The 16,657-nt window shown below is 65.4% G+C and carries 25 protein-coding genes; 5 read left to right on the top strand and 20 right to left on the bottom strand.

Annotation, left to right across the window (positions count from 1 at the left end; all coding sequences use genetic code 11):
* Positions 1-68 precede the first annotated feature (68 nt).
* Entirely contained in the window at positions 69-314 is a 246-nt protein-coding gene (locus tag CyaNS01_RS11450) for a GlsB/YeaQ/YmgE family stress response membrane protein (RefSeq protein WP_186697181.1), read from the top strand.
* 62 nt (positions 315-376) lie between these two features.
* Here the strand turns inward: CyaNS01_RS11450 and CyaNS01_RS11445 are convergent, their stop codons facing one another.
* The 7 genes from CyaNS01_RS11445 to CyaNS01_RS11415 all read right to left on the bottom strand — a co-directional run bounded on the left by CyaNS01_RS11445 (position 377) and on the right by CyaNS01_RS11415 (position 4,456).
* Positions 377-1,027 (bottom strand): hypothetical protein, encoded by a 651-nt coding sequence (locus CyaNS01_RS11445; protein WP_225875660.1) that lies wholly within the window; start codon positions 1,025-1,027, stop codon positions 377-379.
* Between the two features lie 194 nt (positions 1,028-1,221).
* A complete protein-coding gene (locus CyaNS01_RS11440; RefSeq protein ID WP_186697179.1) occupies positions 1,222-1,515 on the bottom strand; it encodes a hypothetical protein in 294 nt (97 codons plus the stop codon).
* Between the two features lie 350 nt (positions 1,516-1,865).
* Positions 1,866-2,243, bottom strand: coding sequence for a hypothetical protein (locus CyaNS01_RS11435; protein ID WP_186697178.1), 378 nt, complete (start codon positions 2,241-2,243; stop codon positions 1,866-1,868).
* 115 nt (positions 2,244-2,358) lie between these two features.
* On the bottom strand, positions 2,359-2,739 hold the full coding sequence (locus tag CyaNS01_RS11430; protein WP_186697177.1) for a lysozyme inhibitor LprI family protein: 381 nt from the start codon (positions 2,737-2,739) through the stop codon (positions 2,359-2,361).
* 172 nt (positions 2,740-2,911) lie between these two features.
* The gene (locus CyaNS01_RS11425; RefSeq protein WP_186697176.1) at positions 2,912-3,232 is read right to left on the bottom strand and encodes a hypothetical protein; all 321 of its coding nucleotides are present in this window, start codon (positions 3,230-3,232) and stop codon (positions 2,912-2,914) included.
* A 134-nt stretch (positions 3,233-3,366) separates the two neighbouring features.
* Positions 3,367-3,564: a DUF1651 domain-containing protein gene (locus CyaNS01_RS15000; protein WP_225875949.1), complete on the bottom strand. Its 198-nt coding sequence runs from the start codon at positions 3,562-3,564 to the stop codon at positions 3,367-3,369.
* 292 nt (positions 3,565-3,856) lie between these two features.
* Positions 3,857-4,456 (bottom strand): hypothetical protein, encoded by a 600-nt coding sequence (locus tag CyaNS01_RS11415; protein WP_186697175.1) that lies wholly within the window; start codon positions 4,454-4,456, stop codon positions 3,857-3,859.
* Positions 4,457-4,522: 66 nt separating this feature from the next.
* On the opposite strand from CyaNS01_RS11415, the gene CyaNS01_RS11410 reads away from it, so the two are divergent.
* On the top strand, positions 4,523-4,813 hold the full coding sequence (locus CyaNS01_RS11410; RefSeq protein WP_186697174.1) for a hypothetical protein: 291 nt from the start codon (positions 4,523-4,525) through the stop codon (positions 4,811-4,813).
* A gap of 8 nt (positions 4,814-4,821) precedes the next feature.
* Here the strand turns inward: CyaNS01_RS11410 and CyaNS01_RS11405 are convergent, their stop codons facing one another.
* Entirely contained in the window at positions 4,822-5,172 is a 351-nt protein-coding gene (locus CyaNS01_RS11405) for a hypothetical protein (protein ID WP_186697173.1), read from the bottom strand.
* A gap of 85 nt (positions 5,173-5,257) precedes the next feature.
* Here CyaNS01_RS11405 and CyaNS01_RS11400 point away from each other — a divergent pair, with 85 nt between their 5' ends.
* Together CyaNS01_RS11400 and CyaNS01_RS11395 are read left to right on the top strand one after the other, a co-directional pair.
* Complete coding sequence (locus CyaNS01_RS11400; RefSeq protein ID WP_186697172.1) at positions 5,258-5,674, top strand: lysozyme inhibitor LprI family protein; 417 nt, start codon at positions 5,258-5,260, stop codon at positions 5,672-5,674.
* Positions 5,671-5,883, top strand: a complete 213-nt coding sequence (locus CyaNS01_RS11395) for a DUF3955 domain-containing protein (RefSeq protein WP_186697171.1) — start codon at positions 5,671-5,673, stop codon at positions 5,881-5,883. Before CyaNS01_RS11400 ends, CyaNS01_RS11395 begins: the two co-directional genes overlap by 4 nt.
* A gap of 194 nt (positions 5,884-6,077) precedes the next feature.
* On the opposite strand, the gene CyaNS01_RS14335 is transcribed toward CyaNS01_RS11395, so the two are convergent.
* The 8 genes from CyaNS01_RS14335 to CyaNS01_RS11355 all read right to left on the bottom strand — a co-directional run bounded on the left by CyaNS01_RS14335 (position 6,078) and on the right by CyaNS01_RS11355 (position 14,067).
* Entirely contained in the window at positions 6,078-6,857 is a 780-nt protein-coding gene (locus tag CyaNS01_RS14335) for a TIR domain-containing protein (protein ID WP_222934183.1), read from the bottom strand.
* 113 nt (positions 6,858-6,970) lie between these two features.
* Positions 6,971-8,305: a hypothetical protein gene (locus CyaNS01_RS11385; protein ID WP_186697170.1), complete on the bottom strand. Its 1,335-nt coding sequence runs from the start codon at positions 8,303-8,305 to the stop codon at positions 6,971-6,973.
* Between the two features lie 486 nt (positions 8,306-8,791).
* Positions 8,792-10,252, bottom strand: a complete 1,461-nt coding sequence (locus CyaNS01_RS11380) for a Ni/Fe hydrogenase subunit alpha (protein ID WP_186697169.1) — start codon at positions 10,250-10,252, stop codon at positions 8,792-8,794.
* Positions 10,253-10,270: 18 nt separating this feature from the next.
* Positions 10,271-10,846 (bottom strand): oxidoreductase, encoded by a 576-nt coding sequence (locus CyaNS01_RS11375; protein WP_186697168.1) that lies wholly within the window; start codon positions 10,844-10,846, stop codon positions 10,271-10,273.
* Positions 10,847-10,853: 7 nt separating this feature from the next.
* Complete coding sequence (gene hoxU, locus CyaNS01_RS11370; protein WP_186697167.1) at positions 10,854-11,579, bottom strand: bidirectional hydrogenase complex protein HoxU; 726 nt, start codon at positions 11,577-11,579, stop codon at positions 10,854-10,856.
* Positions 11,576-13,177 (bottom strand): NuoF family protein, encoded by a 1,602-nt coding sequence (locus tag CyaNS01_RS11365; RefSeq protein WP_186697166.1) that lies wholly within the window; start codon positions 13,175-13,177, stop codon positions 11,576-11,578. Before CyaNS01_RS11365 ends, hoxU begins: the two co-directional genes overlap by 4 nt.
* A complete protein-coding gene (locus CyaNS01_RS11360; RefSeq protein WP_186697165.1) occupies positions 13,177-13,722 on the bottom strand; it encodes an NAD(P)H-dependent oxidoreductase subunit E in 546 nt (181 codons plus the stop codon). Before CyaNS01_RS11360 ends, CyaNS01_RS11365 begins: the two co-directional genes overlap by 1 nt.
* A gap of 72 nt (positions 13,723-13,794) precedes the next feature.
* Positions 13,795-14,067, bottom strand: coding sequence for a hypothetical protein (locus CyaNS01_RS11355; protein WP_225875659.1), 273 nt, complete (start codon positions 14,065-14,067; stop codon positions 13,795-13,797).
* A gap of 45 nt (positions 14,068-14,112) precedes the next feature.
* Here CyaNS01_RS11355 and CyaNS01_RS11350 point away from each other — a divergent pair, with 45 nt between their 5' ends.
* Positions 14,113-14,253, top strand: coding sequence for a hypothetical protein (locus tag CyaNS01_RS11350; protein WP_186700891.1), 141 nt, complete (start codon positions 14,113-14,115; stop codon positions 14,251-14,253).
* On the opposite strand, the gene CyaNS01_RS11345 is transcribed toward CyaNS01_RS11350, so the two are convergent.
* The 4 genes from CyaNS01_RS11345 to CyaNS01_RS11330 all read right to left on the bottom strand — a co-directional run bounded on the left by CyaNS01_RS11345 (position 14,222) and on the right by CyaNS01_RS11330 (position 16,624).
* Positions 14,222-14,515 (bottom strand): hypothetical protein, encoded by a 294-nt coding sequence (locus tag CyaNS01_RS11345; protein WP_186697164.1) that lies wholly within the window; start codon positions 14,513-14,515, stop codon positions 14,222-14,224. The genes CyaNS01_RS11350 and CyaNS01_RS11345 overlap by 32 nt on opposite strands.
* 44 nt (positions 14,516-14,559) lie before the next feature.
* Positions 14,560-15,531, bottom strand: a complete 972-nt coding sequence (gluQRS, locus tag CyaNS01_RS11340) for a tRNA glutamyl-Q(34) synthetase GluQRS (protein WP_186700723.1) — start codon at positions 15,529-15,531, stop codon at positions 14,560-14,562.
* The gene (locus CyaNS01_RS11335; RefSeq protein WP_186697163.1) at positions 15,528-15,803 is read right to left on the bottom strand and encodes an HU family DNA-binding protein; all 276 of its coding nucleotides are present in this window, start codon (positions 15,801-15,803) and stop codon (positions 15,528-15,530) included. The genes gluQRS and CyaNS01_RS11335 overlap by 4 nt, the downstream gene beginning before the upstream one ends.
* A gap of 203 nt (positions 15,804-16,006) precedes the next feature.
* Positions 16,007-16,624 carry an MBL fold metallo-hydrolase gene (locus tag CyaNS01_RS11330; protein ID WP_225875658.1) on the bottom strand — a complete coding sequence of 206 codons (618 nt, stop codon included), beginning with the start codon at positions 16,622-16,624 and terminating at the stop codon, positions 16,007-16,009.
* Positions 16,625-16,657: the final 33 nt, after the last annotated feature.

Here is a 16,657-nt window from a genome sequence, read left to right as displayed (position 1 = left end):
CCTGCATGGCTCTTGGCTTGTTCTCGCGTCTACGTTTTTGTTGATCTTTACGAACAAGGATGAGGCTCATGAACGTTCTCTGGTTTCTGCTGGTGGGGGTCATTGCCGGTTGGCTCGCTGGTGTCCTGGTCAAAGGCGGTGGCTTCGGCCTGATCGGTGACCTGGTTGTCGGCATCATCGGGGCCCTGATCGGTGGCCTGCTCTTCAGCGGTCTGAGTGGTGCCGTCGGAGGGGGTGTGCTGGGGAGCATCGTGGTGGCCACGCTCGGCGCCATGATCCTTCTGGTGGTGCTGCGGGTGATCAGGCGCGCCTGAAGGGCGAGGCCCCATAAAAAACCTGGGGCTGGATGGCCCCAGGGGTTGAGCATGCTGATGGCTCAGTTGCAGTCGCTCCGCTTGGTGTAGGTGATCGACTGATAACGGCCGTCGGTGGTGCGAATGGTCACGCAGTTGTTCGTGGAGGGCTGCTCCCAGTAGGTGAAGGAACTGTCGGCCAGCTTGGTGCCACCGCGGTAGGTGTAGCCCTTCGATGTCAGGGTTCCTTCGGCCTGCCCCCCCCTGGCGCCCACCAGCGATTGCAGATCGGACACCGGAGCACCTTCACGGGCAGGCTCCGTGGTGGTGACCGGCTTGCCTGTGATCAGGCGGCCGATCAGGGCACCCACCGCCGCGCCCAGCAGGGAGCCGGCGTCAGCCTTCTGGGGTGCATCGTCGAAGCGGACATCGGGATTCTGGACTTGGTCGAGACGCACCGAGAGCCTGCGGGCTTCGCCATCGTTCCAGCTGAAGACCTCATGATCCGCCTGAGCCTTGTGCTTCACGTTGCGGACACCGGCGTAGGTCTGCACGCTCAGGGCCTGCACGCCTGGGCCCGAGAAGTTGAAATCCGTTCCGTCATCGAGCTTGACGACGTAGGCATCGGTGTTGCCTGCCTTTTTGTGCTTGAAGGTGCAGTGCCCATTGAAGGCTTCGTAGCCACCGCTCATCAGCTTGCAACGGCCTTGGGCCCTGACCAGCACTTCGGCCATGGCCGCTGGGGCGAAGGGGGCGGAAAGCCCCGCCAGAAGAAGGCCCGCGCCGAGGGCTGCGGAGGTTTGACGAAGGCTGCGAATCATCAGGGAAGTAGGGAGTCGGAACTCGGATCGGATCGCCTCGCTGGGCGACCCAGAAACCTGTCTCAACACACCATTCCGGGCCCGGCCATTCCCATGCCCCCCCCCGCTCACCGTCTGACAGCGATCGCGCACCTGATCAACCCGTACAGCGTGAGCGCGCCCAGCAGCGGCCAGATCAGCAGCAGATCGACCCGGATGTTGGCCTCCGGCGTGCGCAGCTGCACCAGCGCTTCCCAGGCGGCATACAACCCCCAGCCCGCGGAGGACCACAGCAGGGGCCGGGCCGATCGCCTGCTGATGGCCCCGGAGAAGCGCAGCTGGGACCAGCCAGCCAGCAGGACCAGAGCCACGATCAGACTGTGTCCGGGTTGTCCGACCAGGAATTCAGCGAGGAGGGCCACCGTTCACGACCGAGGGCTCCCACAGGAGCGTGAGAGTTTCCTTTCCCAGACCAGAATGCCGCCACAGGCGAGAAGGCACTGCTGCAGCTGCCCATCCTTGACCAGGAACGAGCTGATGAACGATGCCTTGGAGGCCAGGTTGGTCATGGCACTGCGCCAGGCCGGGCGGCTCACAGTGGGTGCTGGCCTGGTGAGCGACGCACCGGAGTTCTCCCTAGGAGCGGCGACAGCAACGCCAAGCCCACCGGTGGCACCCGCCAGGTGACCTACAAGCTGGTGCCGGGTGAGGCGATGTGGCAACTCAAGCCGGTGTATTCCGCCCAGTTCTGAGTGGAAGGCCCCCAGTCACCTCAGCCCCGCCGTGACCGGTTCGCCTGGAGCATCAGGCCGATCACGATCGCGGCGGCCGATTGCAGCATGGGCACGACGATCACGGTCATCCGCTGCACCAGTCGGTGCTCGGGCACCGTGTGAAAGCGGTAGCTGTCCAGTCCAAGCAGGATTGTGCCTGCCAGGGAAAGCACCAGCACGGCAACAAACAGCACTGCTGAGAGGCGCCGGCGCTCACGGTCCCGCCAGGCCAGTAGTCCCAGCAGAAGGTAGGGGGCAAGCAGGAAGACCAGGAATGGCAGATCGCCCATCCGGACGCCGGGGACACCCGTGATCGCAAGGATCAGGCTCGTGAGTGCGGCAAGCGTGCACACGCTCCGCGTGGGGTGATCGGCCATTGTCACGATCGAAATGCCCCCAGGAACGACCAAGTCGAGAGGATCAACAGCATGGGCCAGATTCCCCGACAGACATGGGGACAAAGGCAGGTCCATGTGGTCACGCGCTGTGGCTTTAGGGCTTCACTGGGGATACTGCTTCCCAGGTCTGCAGGTGCTGTAGCCGCCGCCTCTGGCTGCGCTTGACGCAGTCCCGCATCCTCTCCTGGGCTCTCCAGCACTGATCCATGCTCTCCACCCAGCGCCGCTGGTCCTCCACCAGAGCCTCGCGCTGGGCTTCCGTGAAGGAGGCATCGTTCTGCAGGCGGCGGAAGGCGGCGCGCAGCTCGCCGTCGAGGGCGGTGAGTTCGGCGTCCCTGCAGATCAGCACGGTGGCGGCGCTGCCTGCGGGGTGGCAGTGGATCGTTTCTCCATCGAATGAGTCGGGTGGTGGCGGGATCGCTCCTGCCGGGAGCGCACCCAGCACAGAGGTGGCTACGAACGAAACTGCCTTCATCCACTGCAAGAACCAGGGAGGGGGTTGTCGAGGATGTCGCCGAGCACCCGTTGTGACCGACGTGTTATTGACGACCATCCCCCCCCGGACCGCTTAGGGAATTCAATCCTGGCGACCCGTGAACGGCCAGGCCCGCAGCCGCTGTTCAGGTTCCCTGTGGAGTGAGCCGGCATCAGATTCCCCCAGGCTCGCGGACCGGCTTCTCCCAGTACACGTTGATCACGTAGCCGGGGCGCTTGAAGGAGGGGCCAGCACCTTCACGGTTGGTGCGTTCGTAGGTCTTGCCCTCCTCGGCGGCAGGGAAGGCAAACGCGTAATGGTTGAAATGATCGATGTAAACGTTTCCCTGCATCTGGGACCAGGTACAGCTTCCTTTGAGTATTTCGCCGTTGGTGCGAACCATCTCGCAATACGCCTTGGCGGAGTCGGCCAGGGCAGGGGTGGCGATAGCGCTGGTGGCGATGGCCAGAGCGGTGATTGTGGTGCGGATCATTGGTTGCCGTGCTTGTTGTTTGAGCAGTTCAGGCAGTCGTCCCAGACCTCCAGCGTCGGCTGAATCAGGTTCACTGCATCATTCGAAACCTATTGGTAGGCGCTGCTGCTGCCGATCGGCACGATTCTGGCCGCTCAGTCCCAATCCATGAGCCCTGTGAACTGGACCCCAATGCTGAACCAGCCCGCATCGAGGAGCTTCTGCCACTGCTCGATCGCCTGCTTACGGGGAAGCCCCACTCGCGGCTTTAGAAGAGCTGACTGACCAGGGATCGGCTCTCCCAGATCGATGAAGACAGCAGCCTCGCAGCGTGATGCAGAGCCACGGTGGATGCGCGGGGCAATGGGGGGCGCCTATGCCCTGGCGGCGGCACCAGTGAGCTCAACCGGGCCGGCTTCGTGACCAGCGGCCGCAGCTCCCACCGCTGAGCAGCAGCGTTCAGCAGCCCAGAAAGGCCCGGCATCGCATGGGCCCGCTCAGCAGGCACGAAACGGGGCTTTTGGACGGGACGGGCCGGAGCGGCCGTAGTGCTGGGTGATGCGCTTCTCCATCCCGATCGCATGGGCAGCTGCAAAGGCCAGGGCAGAGAACCCGGCCAGGGCAAGCAAATGCAGGGGCGATGACTTACTCCCCGTCCCCCAGCAAGATCAGCGAGTCCCGGTTCACCCACAGCACCCGGCCGCTCTGGCCTGGGTAGCCCACCCGGCACCAGGTGCCCTGGCTGTTTGAGGTGCACGCCAGCTTGTCGAGCGTTTCCCCCGACACCCCCATCCCCGCGATCGCGGCGCCGTAGTTGGGCTTGGCGTACAGGGTCACCGTGGGCTGACCATGGCCGCTGAGTTTCACCTTGCTGTGGGCCTGGTGATCCGCGGCCGCTGCGGGCCGACTCTTGACGTTGGAGACGGCGATTCGGTTGCCATCGCCGTTCTGCTCGCTGAGCGTGAAGCTTTGGTGGCCGCTCATCAGCCAGATGCGGCCCTGCTCATCACGCATGCGGCGGTTGTCGGTGGTGGGTGGACCGGCCGGCACGAAGCGATAGATGGCACTGCCGCTGAAGCTGATCTCAAATCCCCCGTTACCCCAGGGCTTCACCTGACAGGTCTGCTTGCTGTCGTTCATCCAGCAGTCCAGCGTCTGGGCGGCCGTGGCAGGACGCACCAGGGAGGCCCCGGCGATGACACTCGCGCTGACAGCAGCGATGGCGAGGAAGCGGCGGTGGAGCATGCGTGAGCAAAGGAAAGCCAATCGATTATCCAGGTGGGTGTAGCAATCCCCCGCCACCAGCAGGCCATGACACACCCGGACATCCCTGCCCTGGAGGCCCTCAGCCGCGACTACAGCGAGACGCCCCGGCGGGTGCTGTTTGTGCTGGCTTCCGGGAAGAGCCCAGCGGTGGAGGTGTTTGAGGCTGCAGCGCAGCAGCGCTCCACCAGCATCGATCCCCAGCACCTGGCGGAGATGGCCGCCGGCAGGCGCCGCTCGCTGACGCTCTGCACCCCGATGCAGATGGTGCCTGAGATCGTGCGCTCGCTTGCCCACAGCAATGTGGCCGTGTACCAGGTGCAGATGTTGGAGGTGTGAGTCCAGACTCACTCCATCGTGCGCACGGGGGTGGTGCACCAGCGGCTGCGGCCGATGCCGGTAGCACTCTGGAAGCGATCGTCGCGGAAGTCCGCTCGGCCGGTTCTGGGCTCAATGCGGGCCACCCGCCAGAGCTCCTGCTCGCAGTTGATCGTGACGGTGATGCGGGTGCCGTCGGTGGCGTTGATCCGCACGAAGCGCACACCGTCGTAGAGGCCCATGGGCTGGCCGCCCGCTGCCTGAAGCAGCACCGCCAGGTTGCTGCCTGCCGGGGCTGCCAATGCGGCAGCCGGGTGGCTGACAAGGCAGCCGGCGATGGCCGTGAGCACCAGTGGGAGCCGGGAGAACAGGCTGGTCATGGGGAAGAGGCGCGGCGACTCTGAAAACCAGCTCCCAGCATGACAATCTGTCTGGTGGCAAATCCGTCTGGAGAAAAGGCCCACGATGCGCACCTGTCTCCACCTGCTGCTGGCTGCCTCCCTGGTGCCGCTGCTGCTGCCGCTGCCGGCACCAGCAGCGGAGGTCTGCACCCCATCAGAAAGCACCGTGGCCGAAACCCGCTGCGTGATGGAAGCCCTCCAAGCCAAGGATCGGGAGCTGGAGAAGGCCCTGGTGCGGGTGGCCAGCGAGGCCAGGCAAGTGCCGAGCGAAACCTTCCAGACGCTCTGGCGCGACAACCTCACCGGCTTCTACAAGACGAGTGCCGACCCAAACGAGCAGGCGCGTGCTTTCCGAGCCGAACGCCGCAAGGTGTGCGCCTACGCCAAGTCGGTGAGCTTCCAGGGGACGGGCTACGGCATCTTCACGACGCGCTGTGAGCTGGCGCTCACCCAGACCCTGCTGGAGCAGCTGCGGCCATGAAACGCCCGCTCATCCGCCTCGCGCTGCTGCTGCTCACCGGCGCGGTGGTCTGCGCCGCGGCCTACCGACTGATCGGGGCGCGGGTAGAGGCCGATGGCACGCTCAGGGAGGCTTTCGCCCTGATTCCAATCGGCTATCTCCTGGGCGGAGCCGGTATTGGGACCGGAATCGCCGGCCTGTTGTGGAGGAAGCCAGCCAAGCGCCGGTAAGGATCAGCACCGAGCCACTTCCGAACGCTGCCTCTGAGTGGCAGGCAAGGAGATTGTGGTGGTGGAGCAGAGAGAATATGGGTGCCTGTCCACTCGAGGGGCTTGTTAGCCCAGCCAGGAACGACATAGGTTCATAAATTCCCTCATTACCTCACTGGCATGCAGTTGAACGTGACTTCATTGTTAGCCGGTAATCAAATCGCTTTGTTCATGTCTACGGGAAGCCCCGCGGCTTTCATTTCTCTTGCCAGATGTAGGCGCCAAGCATTCGTCACATCCAATGTCACGTAAAGCACGCCACTGTAATCTGACAAGATCTCGACACCTGTTTCATGGAGGGCGCAGACGCGATCACGACCCAGTTTGCCAATGAAGTAGCCAAGTTCAAAAAGCACATTGGGCCTTGCTCTTGCTGCAAGTTGATTTGTGTTTGTGCCTTTCGTACCGCCAATATCATCAGCCGTTAGCAATACGACGGCATAAGCAACGTCGGAATAGTCGGCGAATTTCTCGATAATCGTCCGCCCCATGTTTGGTTGCTCGTGGAGAATGATGGGTGTAAACTCCAGTTTTTCGAGAAATCGAGCGACCTTTTCGCGAGCCGCCTCATCATGCCCGTGTACCAAGAATACCCGTCTGGTGTCTGTAGCACTAGTGCGTGTCGGTGGCGGATGCGACTTCGTTTGCATTACCTCGCTGAGAAATTTTAAGCGGCGTTGCACAGCAGTTCGAAAGGCAGCCCATGACCCTGGGTCATCGTTGTAGTAACCGCCCAACACGAGCGGCGAAGTGGAGATGGATGACCATTGAGCGGAGAACCCTCTGTCAGGAAATTCCGTGTCCAGCCATTTGGCAACATCGTGGTCCCAGCTCTCAAACTCACTGTGTGTTCCGGTGGGATCATGCGAATCGTGCAGCAGCCGCCTGCCCCGATCAGATAGTGATTCAAGCGAATGTGGTTTTCTCTTGGTCATCCGTTTCAATTAACGTGCCTTAATTGCGCATAGGCTAACGCTCCTGATCAGAAGCGGGACGAAGCAAACTGCGATAGCAGGCATCCCTGCACACCGGCTTCTGAATCTAGATGTTAGACATCGCTAGTTGAGTCACTGGCTGACATGGCTACCACACATCGTGGGGTAAGGGTGTCAAAGACAACTCTTGTGCGAACACCGTCGCCCAGCAGAAATGAAGTTCCTGTAGGGTGAGAGATCCTGACGCATTGCCCTTCGTGCATAAACAGCTTGTGCGCTCTGCATTTCTCCTGCTGTTTCCGACTCTGCTTTACTGAAAGAAACTCCGCCCTTGCAGATGTGCCCGAATAGAGACTCAGCATCTGGTCCAGTCTAAGCAGTATGAAAACTGCCACTCGTCTAAATGCTATGTCGAATATCTGATCTTCGTTGAGTGGTTTCACAAAGATAGGTTCAACTAGCGCTTCTGCTAGTCCTTCGCGCAGGCTTGCCACAGGATATACATCGTTGACCTCTTCAAAAGCTGTTCTTCTGAGTAAGGATGGTCCAAATCTCCTCCACACCCCTTTGTAAGCGCCAATGTAGAGACCACCTTCTAAAACCGTGAATGCCCAATCCTTCTTGGGCCCAAGATGAGTGAGCAGTTTCTGAATCTCATCAAAATAGTGTTCTTCAACGTGATACACGTCAGGTATCTGTACTCTGTCACCAGTGGCAGGGTCAATGCCGGCACCAGTGTTGAGTAGCGTGGTAGCTTGTGTTGCCCTTGCATGTTGACGCAAGATTCTCCGAATCTGGTCATTAAGTGGGTGGCCATCCAGAATCTTCCTAATCTGCTCATCCTCTGCCTCGGTAAGCAGATTGTCGCTGATAACACTCATTGACTCATGATTCTTGACTCCCTCTTTTAGTTCTATGATCTGCAACCCATTTTCTCCTGCCAAGAGCACGTCACCCAGTTGAACAAAGCTTGTGATATCTGATATCAGAGCAAAACCAAGGGGATTGCTGTCGTTGTATTCATTGACGAAGTTCAATACTGATGCAAGGTTTGATGCCTTAAGCGTAGGCCTGCTTGACTCTCGATGGCAAAGTCGACGTGCGATGTAATTCTGACCACCAATCAAATGCCATGCTATGGAGTCTGCGAGTCTGCGGACAATATGCTCCTTGAGATTCTCTAAACCGATTTGCTGCTTTACCTCCTTAGACGCAAGCTTGTCGCGACTTTTCTTTGCCGACTTCAGTTTTACATCAAGTTCTTTTCGTGAGTCTTGAATCTTAATGAGCTCTTCAAGAATTAGAATCTGAGCTTCGGCAAAGCCAAGATGGCATGCACGGCGAAATGATTCGGGAGTCGCTCTCTCGCCTTCAAGGCGAAGGGCGTACTCTGCCCCATGCTTGCACGCCAGTCGGTAGATCGTGCGACACCGTTGCTCAAACAACACGAGAGGATGGTATTCCTCCGACGAACTTTGAGGGGTCGATCTCATGCTGCCACTGAATGGGAATGCAATTGAAGGCGGCTTGGCCTATCTCTTTGGCAATGAGGCAGGCTACTCAGGGCGTATGTATAACGATTAGCTGAGCCGCACCGCCGTTCTTGACGAACGTCGTTCGGCTAGCAGGCGGTGTCGGCTCGAGCTTGCTGTTGCTTAGCCGTGCAGATATCCTAGGCACCGTGAACAACCGTAAAAACACGGTCGAAGCAACGCTGATTGGACGGACCCGCATTAAATCGGTGCTCCTCAGTCTTCAGCCGCATAAGAACGCCTCACCCCACCTCACGCCTCGACCAAACCCCTTCTGCCTCAGCGGGTCCCAAAGAGCTACTTCAGGATCCTCGCATCGTATGCGGGTCCGCATAAGACCGTTCCCATGGATACACATCGACTCCCCGCGGCTACTGCAGGGAAAGCCATGCTTCCTTCCCCTCAATTCCTCACCCGCTCCGCCACCAGGCCTCCTGCCGCATCCCGCAGCTCGATCCGCAATGGCATCTGTCCCGCCGCGTGGGTGCTGCAGGAGAGACAGGGATCAAAACAGCGGATGCCCGCCTCCACCCGGTTCAGCAGAGGCTCGGGGATCTCGGCGCCGGCGGCCACCGGCTCGGGGATGAACTCCCGGGCAATCTGGGCCACGGTGCGGTTCATGGCCAGGTTGTTCTGGCCCGTGGCGATGATCAGGTTCACCCGGGTGATCAGGCCGTTGTCATCCACCCGGTAGTGGTGAAACAGGGTGCCGCGCGGTGCCTCGCTCACGCCCACCGCCTCGTTGGCGTTGAGGTCGGCGCGAGCACGGATGCGGCCGCCCATCAGGCTGTCGTCGGCCACCAGCTGCTCGATCCCCTCCAGGCAGGCCACGATCTCCACCAGCCGGGCGTGGTGATAGGCAAACGAGGAGGTCACGATGCGGCCGCCGCTCTCCTCAGTGCCGCTGCGCTGCCGGAACTCGGCCAGTTCGGCGTCGGCCCAGGGGGTGCCGATCGAGTCGCACACATTCAGCCGCGCCAGCGGCCCCACGCGGTAGATGCCCTCGGGATAGCCCAGTGGCTTGTAGTAGGGGAATTTCAGGTAACTCCAGCTCTCCACGGCCTCGCCCAGGAAGCTGGCGTAGTCGTCTTCGCTGAGGCCATCGGCCACGATCCGGCCGTCGCTGCCGGTGAAGCGGATCAGGCCGTCGATGCACTCCCAGCGGCCGCCCGGCCCCACCAGGCCCATGAACAGCGAAGGAAAATCGCCGAAGCTGCGCTGCTCCCGCTGCAGCGGCCCATCCAGCAGTGATTTGTAGAGCTCCAGGGCCGTGGCCACGGTGGCCTTCGCCTCCGGCAGGCGTTCCAGGATCCACTGCCTGGCCTCGGCGCTCAGGGGCGTGCGCACGCCGCCGGGAACGGCCCAGGCCGAATGAATCCTGCGGCCCCCCAGCAGCTCCAGCACCTGCTGGCCGAACTGGCGCAACCGGATGCCGGCGCGGGCCAGATCGGGATCGGCCGCCATCAGGCCGAACACATTGCGCCGCGCCGGATCGCTCTCCCAGCCCAGCAGGAAATCAGGACTGCTCAGATGAAAGAACGAGAGCGCATGGCTCTGGCAGATCTGGGCCAGGTTGAGCAGCCGCCGCAGCTGGCGCGCCGCCGGCGGCGGCTGCACCGCCAGCAGCTTGTCGCCCGTTTTCGCCGCCGCCAGCAGGTGGCTCACCGGGCAGATGCCGCAGATGCGGGCCGTGATCCCGGCCATGTCGGTGAACGGCCTGCCCTCGCAGAAGGTTTCGAAGCCGCGATACTCCACCACGTGGAAGCGGGCATCGGCCAGGCAGCCCGCCTCATCGAGATGCAGGGTGATCTTGGCGTGCCCCTCGATGCGGGTCACCGGATCGATCGTGATCGTGCGGGTCATGGGGATTCCTGCGGGCAGCTAGCCGAACTGCAGCATCGCCCTGCCTTGCATCGGCGGCATCTCGCCCCGCAGCAGCGGTTCGATGGCGGCGCGGATGCGCTGCGCCGACGGCGGGCAACCCGGCAAGTAGAGGTCCACCGGGATCACCTCATGCAGCGGCAGCACCCGCTCCAGCAGCTCCGGCACGATGCCGGGGGCATGGGGGTGCTGGGCGCCCGTGTCGGCCAGCTCCAGGTAGCCGCGATCCAGCACGCTCTGGCGGCTGCCGCCGTCCACGTCGCTCCAGAGGTTGCGCAGGGCCGGCACGTTGCCGGTCACGGCGCAGTCGCCGAAGGACACCACCATCCGGGTGCGCTGGCGCAGCTGCAGGGCCAGCTCAAGGTTGTCGGCATTGGCCACGGCTCCCTCCACCAGGCACACATCCACGTTGTCGGGATAGGTCTTGGCGTCGCTGGCCACCGGTGAATACACCACATCCACGTGGGCCGCCAGCTCGAACAGCCACTCGTCGAGATCGAGGAACGACATGTGGCAGCCGCTGCAGCCGGCCAGCCACACCGTGGCGAAGCGCAGTTTCGGGGCAGGGGTGGTCATGGCGAGCTCACGGGCACGGGTGCCTGCCCAGCTGCTGCTCCCGGGCGCGGCGCAGCAGCTGGGGCCGGGGCGGGTGCACCTGCTTCTCGGTGGTGGTGTCGTCCTTGTGGAAGATGGCGCCGGTGGGACACACGTCCACGCACTTGCCGCAGGAGGTGCAGGCCTCCACCTCTCCCCAGGGTTGATCGAAGCCGGCGATGATCGAGCACTGGGCGCCGCGCTGGGCCACATCCCACACATGGGCCCCCTCCACCTCGTCGCAGACCCGCACGCAGCGGGTGCAGAGGATGCAGCGGTGGTGGTCGATCACGAAGCGGGGGTGGGAGGCATCCACCCGCCGTGGCGGGTACTGGTAGGGGAAGCGGGAGTGGTCCATGCCCACGGCCACCGCCAGGGCCTGGAGCTCGCAGCTGCCGCTGGCCACACAGAAGGCGCACACGTGGTTGCCCTCAGCGAAGAACAGCTCCACGGCCATGCGCCGGTAGCCGCGCAGCTGGGCCGTGTCGGTGCGCACCGCCATGCCCTCGGCGGCGGCGGTGGTGCAGGCGGGCAGCAGGCGGCCGCCGTCCTCCAGCTCCACCAGGCAGAGCCGGCAGGCCCCCACCGGGGTGAGCCCCTCCAGGTGACAGAGGGTGGGCAGCTCGGCGCCGGCCGCCCGCACCGCCTCCAGCAGCGAGGCGCCATCGGGCACCGCCACCTCCAGCCCATCCACCGTGAGGGTGAGCACGCTCATGGGGTCACCTCCAGCAGGCAGGCCGCCAGGTACTCGTGCCGGAAGTAGCGCAGGGTGCTGAGCACCGGGTTGGGCGCCGCCTTGCCCAGGCCGCAGAGGCTGGTGGCGCCCACCATGTGGCAGAGCTCCTCCAGGCGCTCGAGGTCGGCCAGGGTCGCCCGCCGCGCCACGAAGCGATCCAGCAGCTGGGCCAGCTGCACGGTGCCGGCGCGGCAGGGCAGGCATTTGCCGCAGCTCTCGTTCACGTTGAAGCCCATGAAATAGCGGGCCAGCGCCGGCATCGAGGTGGTTTCGCCCATCACCACCAGGCCGCCTGAACCCAGCATCGAACCCAGTTCCCGCAGGCGCTCGTAGTCCACCGGCGTGTCGAGCAGAGGGGCCGGGATGCAGCCGCCCGAGGGGCCGCCGGTCTGCACGGCCTTCACGCCGCCATGGGCTCCGGTGCCGCCGGGCACACCGCCGCCGATGGTCTGCACCACCGTGCGCAGGCTGGTGCCCATCGGCACCTCCACCAGGCCCGGGTTCAGCACCGCCCCCGAGAGGGAGAACACCTTGGTGCCCTTGCTGCCCTCGGTGCCGATGGCGGCATACCAGTCGCCGCCGCGGCGCAGGATCGCAGGGATCGCGGCCAGGGTCTCCACGTTGTTGATCAGGGTGGGGGCCCCGCAGAGGCCCACCTCGGCTGGGAAGGGCGGCCGCGGCCGCGGCGTGCCGCGCTCCCCCTGGATCGAGGCCAGCAGCGCCGTTTCCTCGCCGCACACGTAGGCACCGGCCCCCACCCGCAGCTCCAGCTGCAGCTGAAAGCCACTGCCATCGATCGGGGCCCCCAGCAGTCCGTGGCGGCGTGCCTGCTCCAGGGCCAGCCGCAGCCGTTCGATCGCCAGCGGATACTCGGCCCGCACATACACAAAGCCCTGTTCGGCGCCCACCGCAAACGCGGCGATCGCCAGGCCCTCAATCAACCGGTGCGGGTCGCCCTCCAGCACGCTGCGGTCCATGAAGGCGCCGGGGTCGCCCTCGTCGGCGTTGCACACCACCAGGCGCGGGCCGGGAGGCTGCAGGGCCACGGTGTCCCACTTCAGGCCCGTGGGATAGCCGGCGCCACCCCGGCCCCGCAGGCCGCTGCGCTTCACCTGCTCGCGCACCTGCTCGGGGCTGCACTCCTGCAGCACGCGCCGCAGCTGGCCGTAGGCCCCATGGGCCAGGGCGTCATCCAAGTTGGTGGGATCGATCAGCCCGCAGCTCTCCAGCACCACGGGGTGTTGCAGGGCAAAGAACGGCTGGCGCAGGTCGAGCTGCCGGTCCGCCAGGGCGCCGCCCCCTTCGCCCAGGGCCAAGGCCACAAGCGCTTCGGCCTCGCTGGGCCGGAGCTCCCCGAACAGCAGGGAGTCGCCGGGAGGGCCAGCATCAGGGCCAGAGCTCTCCCCTGGCCGATCGATGGCCACCAGGGGGCCGCGGCCGCAGAGGCGCAGGCAGCCCACGCTCTTGACGCCCACGCCAGCGGGGGCCGCCTGCTCGAGGGCCTGCCGCAGGACCTCGCTGCCGGCGGCGCGGCAGCCACTGGCGCCGCAGCAACGCAGCTGGACCGGGTCCGCCATCAGCTTCCTGCCTGTGTGGGGGCAGCGAGGGCCTCCGGGAGCAGGCCCGCCAGCCGTTGCTCAAGCCGCTCGGGTTGATCCAGCGGCAGCTTCGCCTCCAGCCCGCCGTCCACCACCAGCACCGGCGCCTGGCTGCAGGCCCCCAGGCAGCTCACGGTCTCCAGGCTCCAGGCGCCGTTGCCGGCGGGATCATCGAGCCGCAGCGCCAACCGCCGCTCCAGCTGTGCCGCCAGCACCGCTCCGCCCTTCACGAAGCAGGCGGTGCCCAGGCACACGCAACAGCGGTGGGCGGTGGGGGCCCTGAGGCGGAACAGGTGGTAGAAGCTGGCCACCCCGTAGACGCGGGCCTGGGGCAGCTGCAGCTCCCGGGCCACCTGGGCCAGGGCCTGGGGCGGCAACCAGCCCAGCAGCTCCTGCACCCGGTGCAGCACCTCGATCAGCTCGCCGGGCCTGGCGCCATGGCGCCGCACGATGCGGCTGATGCGCGCGTCGGGGGCCGGTGGGGTGCCTTCGGCTGGGCTGGGCGGGAGAAGCGTCGCTGCCATGACCTGGACCGATCGCCAATCCAGGCCTAGCAGGGGATCAGGGCGCTGTCAGCGCCGGGCGCCGATCGGGGCTCAGGTCTCGTTGCCGCCGAACATCTCGTCATCGGCCTCGAACGGCTCGAATTCGTTCCAGCCGGGGCTGGCGGCGTCATAGAGGCCGAAACGGGCCGCCTCGTCATCCACCCGGGTCTCGCCGGTGGGGCGGGTGTCGCAGGTGACGCCACCGTCCGCCGTGGGCTGACAGTCATCGAACACCACGTTGGCCGCCGAGGGGGGAACCAAGCCCAGGCCCAGGGCGGCGGCACCGGGGAGGGCTCCGAGCAGGGCGCGGGAGAGAAGTCGCATCACAAAGGCACGGGGACGGCACGCAGGGGAATCCTGGCTGGGATGATGGGGTCCAGTGACTTGGCGGCGATGTACACCGACTGGACGGCCGTGATCCTGCTGCTGCTGACCGCAGCCCCCCTGGCCGTGGTCGTGGCCACCGCCGCCTTCTTCATCAGGCAGCAGCAGAAGAAGCCGACCCGCTGATCGGCTCCTGCAGCCGGGGCAGCGGAATCTGCAGCACCTCGGCGGCCAGCACCAGCTTGGGCCGTTGCCTGCCCTGTCCCACACAGGTCATGCAGGTGCGATAGCGCTGGCCATCCAGCCGCAGCACGCCACTGCCGCCGCACTGGCAGCACATCCCTGTGGACAGGGCTTCGGAGCCACGCCGTTCAGTCATGCCGGCGCTCGCGAGCTGCCGGGCTGGGGTGTTGATCAACTCGGCCTCGTGCCAGCCGCTGGGGAACATCACCAGTGTGCGTGGATTCGCACACCACGCTCCCGAAAGCTTCCTTAAGAAGTGCGCTCCTGAGCGGTTGTCGCCCTCGTGGCCAGATGCTGCAGGAGCTCCGCGGCGCTCAGCCGCGATCCCGGCGGCACCAGAGCGGCGCTGGCAGCCAGCAGCCCCACCACGCCTGCCGCATCCAACCCCCTGGCCCGCAGGCCTTCCAGCCCCTCGGCTCCGCTGCGTTTGCTCAGCCGCTGGCCCGTGCTCTCCTCGCGCCAGAGGGGGACATGGGCATAGAAGGGAGGTGGGGCGCCCAGTTCGCGCATCACGGCCACCTGGGCGGCGGTGGAGCTCCACAGGTCTTCGCCGCGCACCACCGTCCCGATGCCGAGAGTGAGCTCATCCACCGCCGTGGCCAGGTGATAGGTGATGAAGCCGTCCGCCCGGCGCAGCACCACATCGCCCACCTGGCTGGCTCCATCCAGCAGGCCCGCAGCTGACACCGGCACCAGGGCCGCAGCCTCCCGCCAGGCGATTGGACCAGCGGAGAGCCGCAGCCGCCAACTGGGCCATCGCCCCGCCACGGCCCCCCAGCCCACTTGGCTCTGGCGGCAGAAGCCCGGGTACACGGCCCAGTCGCCGTGGGGGGCCGACACATCGGCCAGGAGCCTGCGGCTGCAGCGGCAGGGGTAGAGCCGGCCGTCGCGGCGGAGCGCCGAGAGCACACTGGAATAGAGGCCGCGGCGCTCGCTCTGGCGCCAGAGCGGCCCATCCCAGCTCAGGCCCAGCCAGGTGAGGTCCGCCAGGATGGCGGCCTCGGCGCCGGCCCGGTTGCGGGGCGTGTCGAGGTCATCGATGCGCAGCAGCCATTCGCCGCCGGCGAGGCGTGCTTCCAGCCAGCTCAGCAGCGCCGTGCGCAGGTTGCCGCGGTGCAGAGGGCCGCTGGGGGAGGGGGCAAAGCGACCGCGATAGCCCTGATCCCGCCGGCGCAGGCCGGCAGCGATCAGGGCCTCGACGTGGCGGGGAAGCGGCCTCAGCCCTGAACGCGGTCCTTGAACATCTTGCCGGCGGTGAAGGCGGGCACCCGCTTGGCTGGAATCTTGATCTTCTCGCCGGTCTTGGGGTTGAGGCCCTGGCGAGCGGAGCGCTCGCGGGGCTCGAAGGAGCCGAAGCCAAGGATCGACACCTTGTTGCCTTCCACCACCGAATCAATGATGGTCTCGATGGCGGCGTCGATGGCCTGGGACACGTCGGTCTTGGTGAGCTCGGTGCGGGCGGCCACGAGGTTGACGAGATCTGCTTTGTTCATAGGAGCGGGGATGGCCTCTGGGGCAGCGATCAGAGCGTTGGCGGGGCGGCGCCGGGACGGGGAGGTTAGGAGGCCTCGGCAGGGTGGCCGCCCCGGCGGACCGGGTTCAGCGCGCCAATGGTATGGGTGCTGCTCGGGGACTGCAACAGAAAAGCGCCTTGCTGCAACGGATCTGGTGCCCGTTTGGTGCTGAATCGCCCAAATCAGGGTGCCGATCGCAACGCCACGGCCCCCTCCGTCACGAGTTTGGCGCCGCGCAGCGCACCCAGGCCGCCGCCGCAGGCGATCCAATCGGGGGAGCCTGGCGGCAACCAGCCCCGCAGCGCCTCGAGGCTGGCCAACTGTCGCGGCCAGTGGAAACAGCGCGCCGTGCGCAGCGGGGCGATCGCATTCGGGCCGACGGGGGCCAGCAGCCTGCCGCAGAACAGCACATCCAGCTGCGGGCCACGCGCATGCACCACGCAGGCACCCGGCGTGGGCCCGGGCGTCCAGAGCAGGCGTACCCCCGGCGCCAGCTCACACGTCGCCCCGAAGCTGCGCAGCGGCGCCACCCCCGGCAGCAGGTAGGCCTCCTGCTCCTGCACCAGCACCTCCCAGCCGATGGCCTGCTGCACGCGGCGGCAGCGGCCGTGGCCCTCGCGACTGGTGAGCACCAGCAGCCCAGGTCCGCGGGCGCTCAGCCAGTCGAGGTTGGCCTGGCTGTAGCCGGGGCAGTCGATCAGCAGATCGAAGCTCAGGCCACTGGCGCTGGCCTCCAGCAGCCAGCTGCTGCCCCCCTGGCTGTCGCGGCTGGGGGCGAACAGCCACAGGCCGGGCCGCACCGCCTGGGGAGGGCGGCCGGGCTCAGCTGGAAG

Origin of the sequence: Cyanobium sp. NS01 (assembly GCF_014280235.1) — a bacterium.
GTDB lineage: Bacteria > Cyanobacteriota > Cyanobacteriia > PCC-6307 > Cyanobiaceae > NIES-981.
The sequence above is the reverse complement of the archived record's forward strand: the minus strand, read 5'-3'. Positions and strand labels throughout refer to the sequence as shown.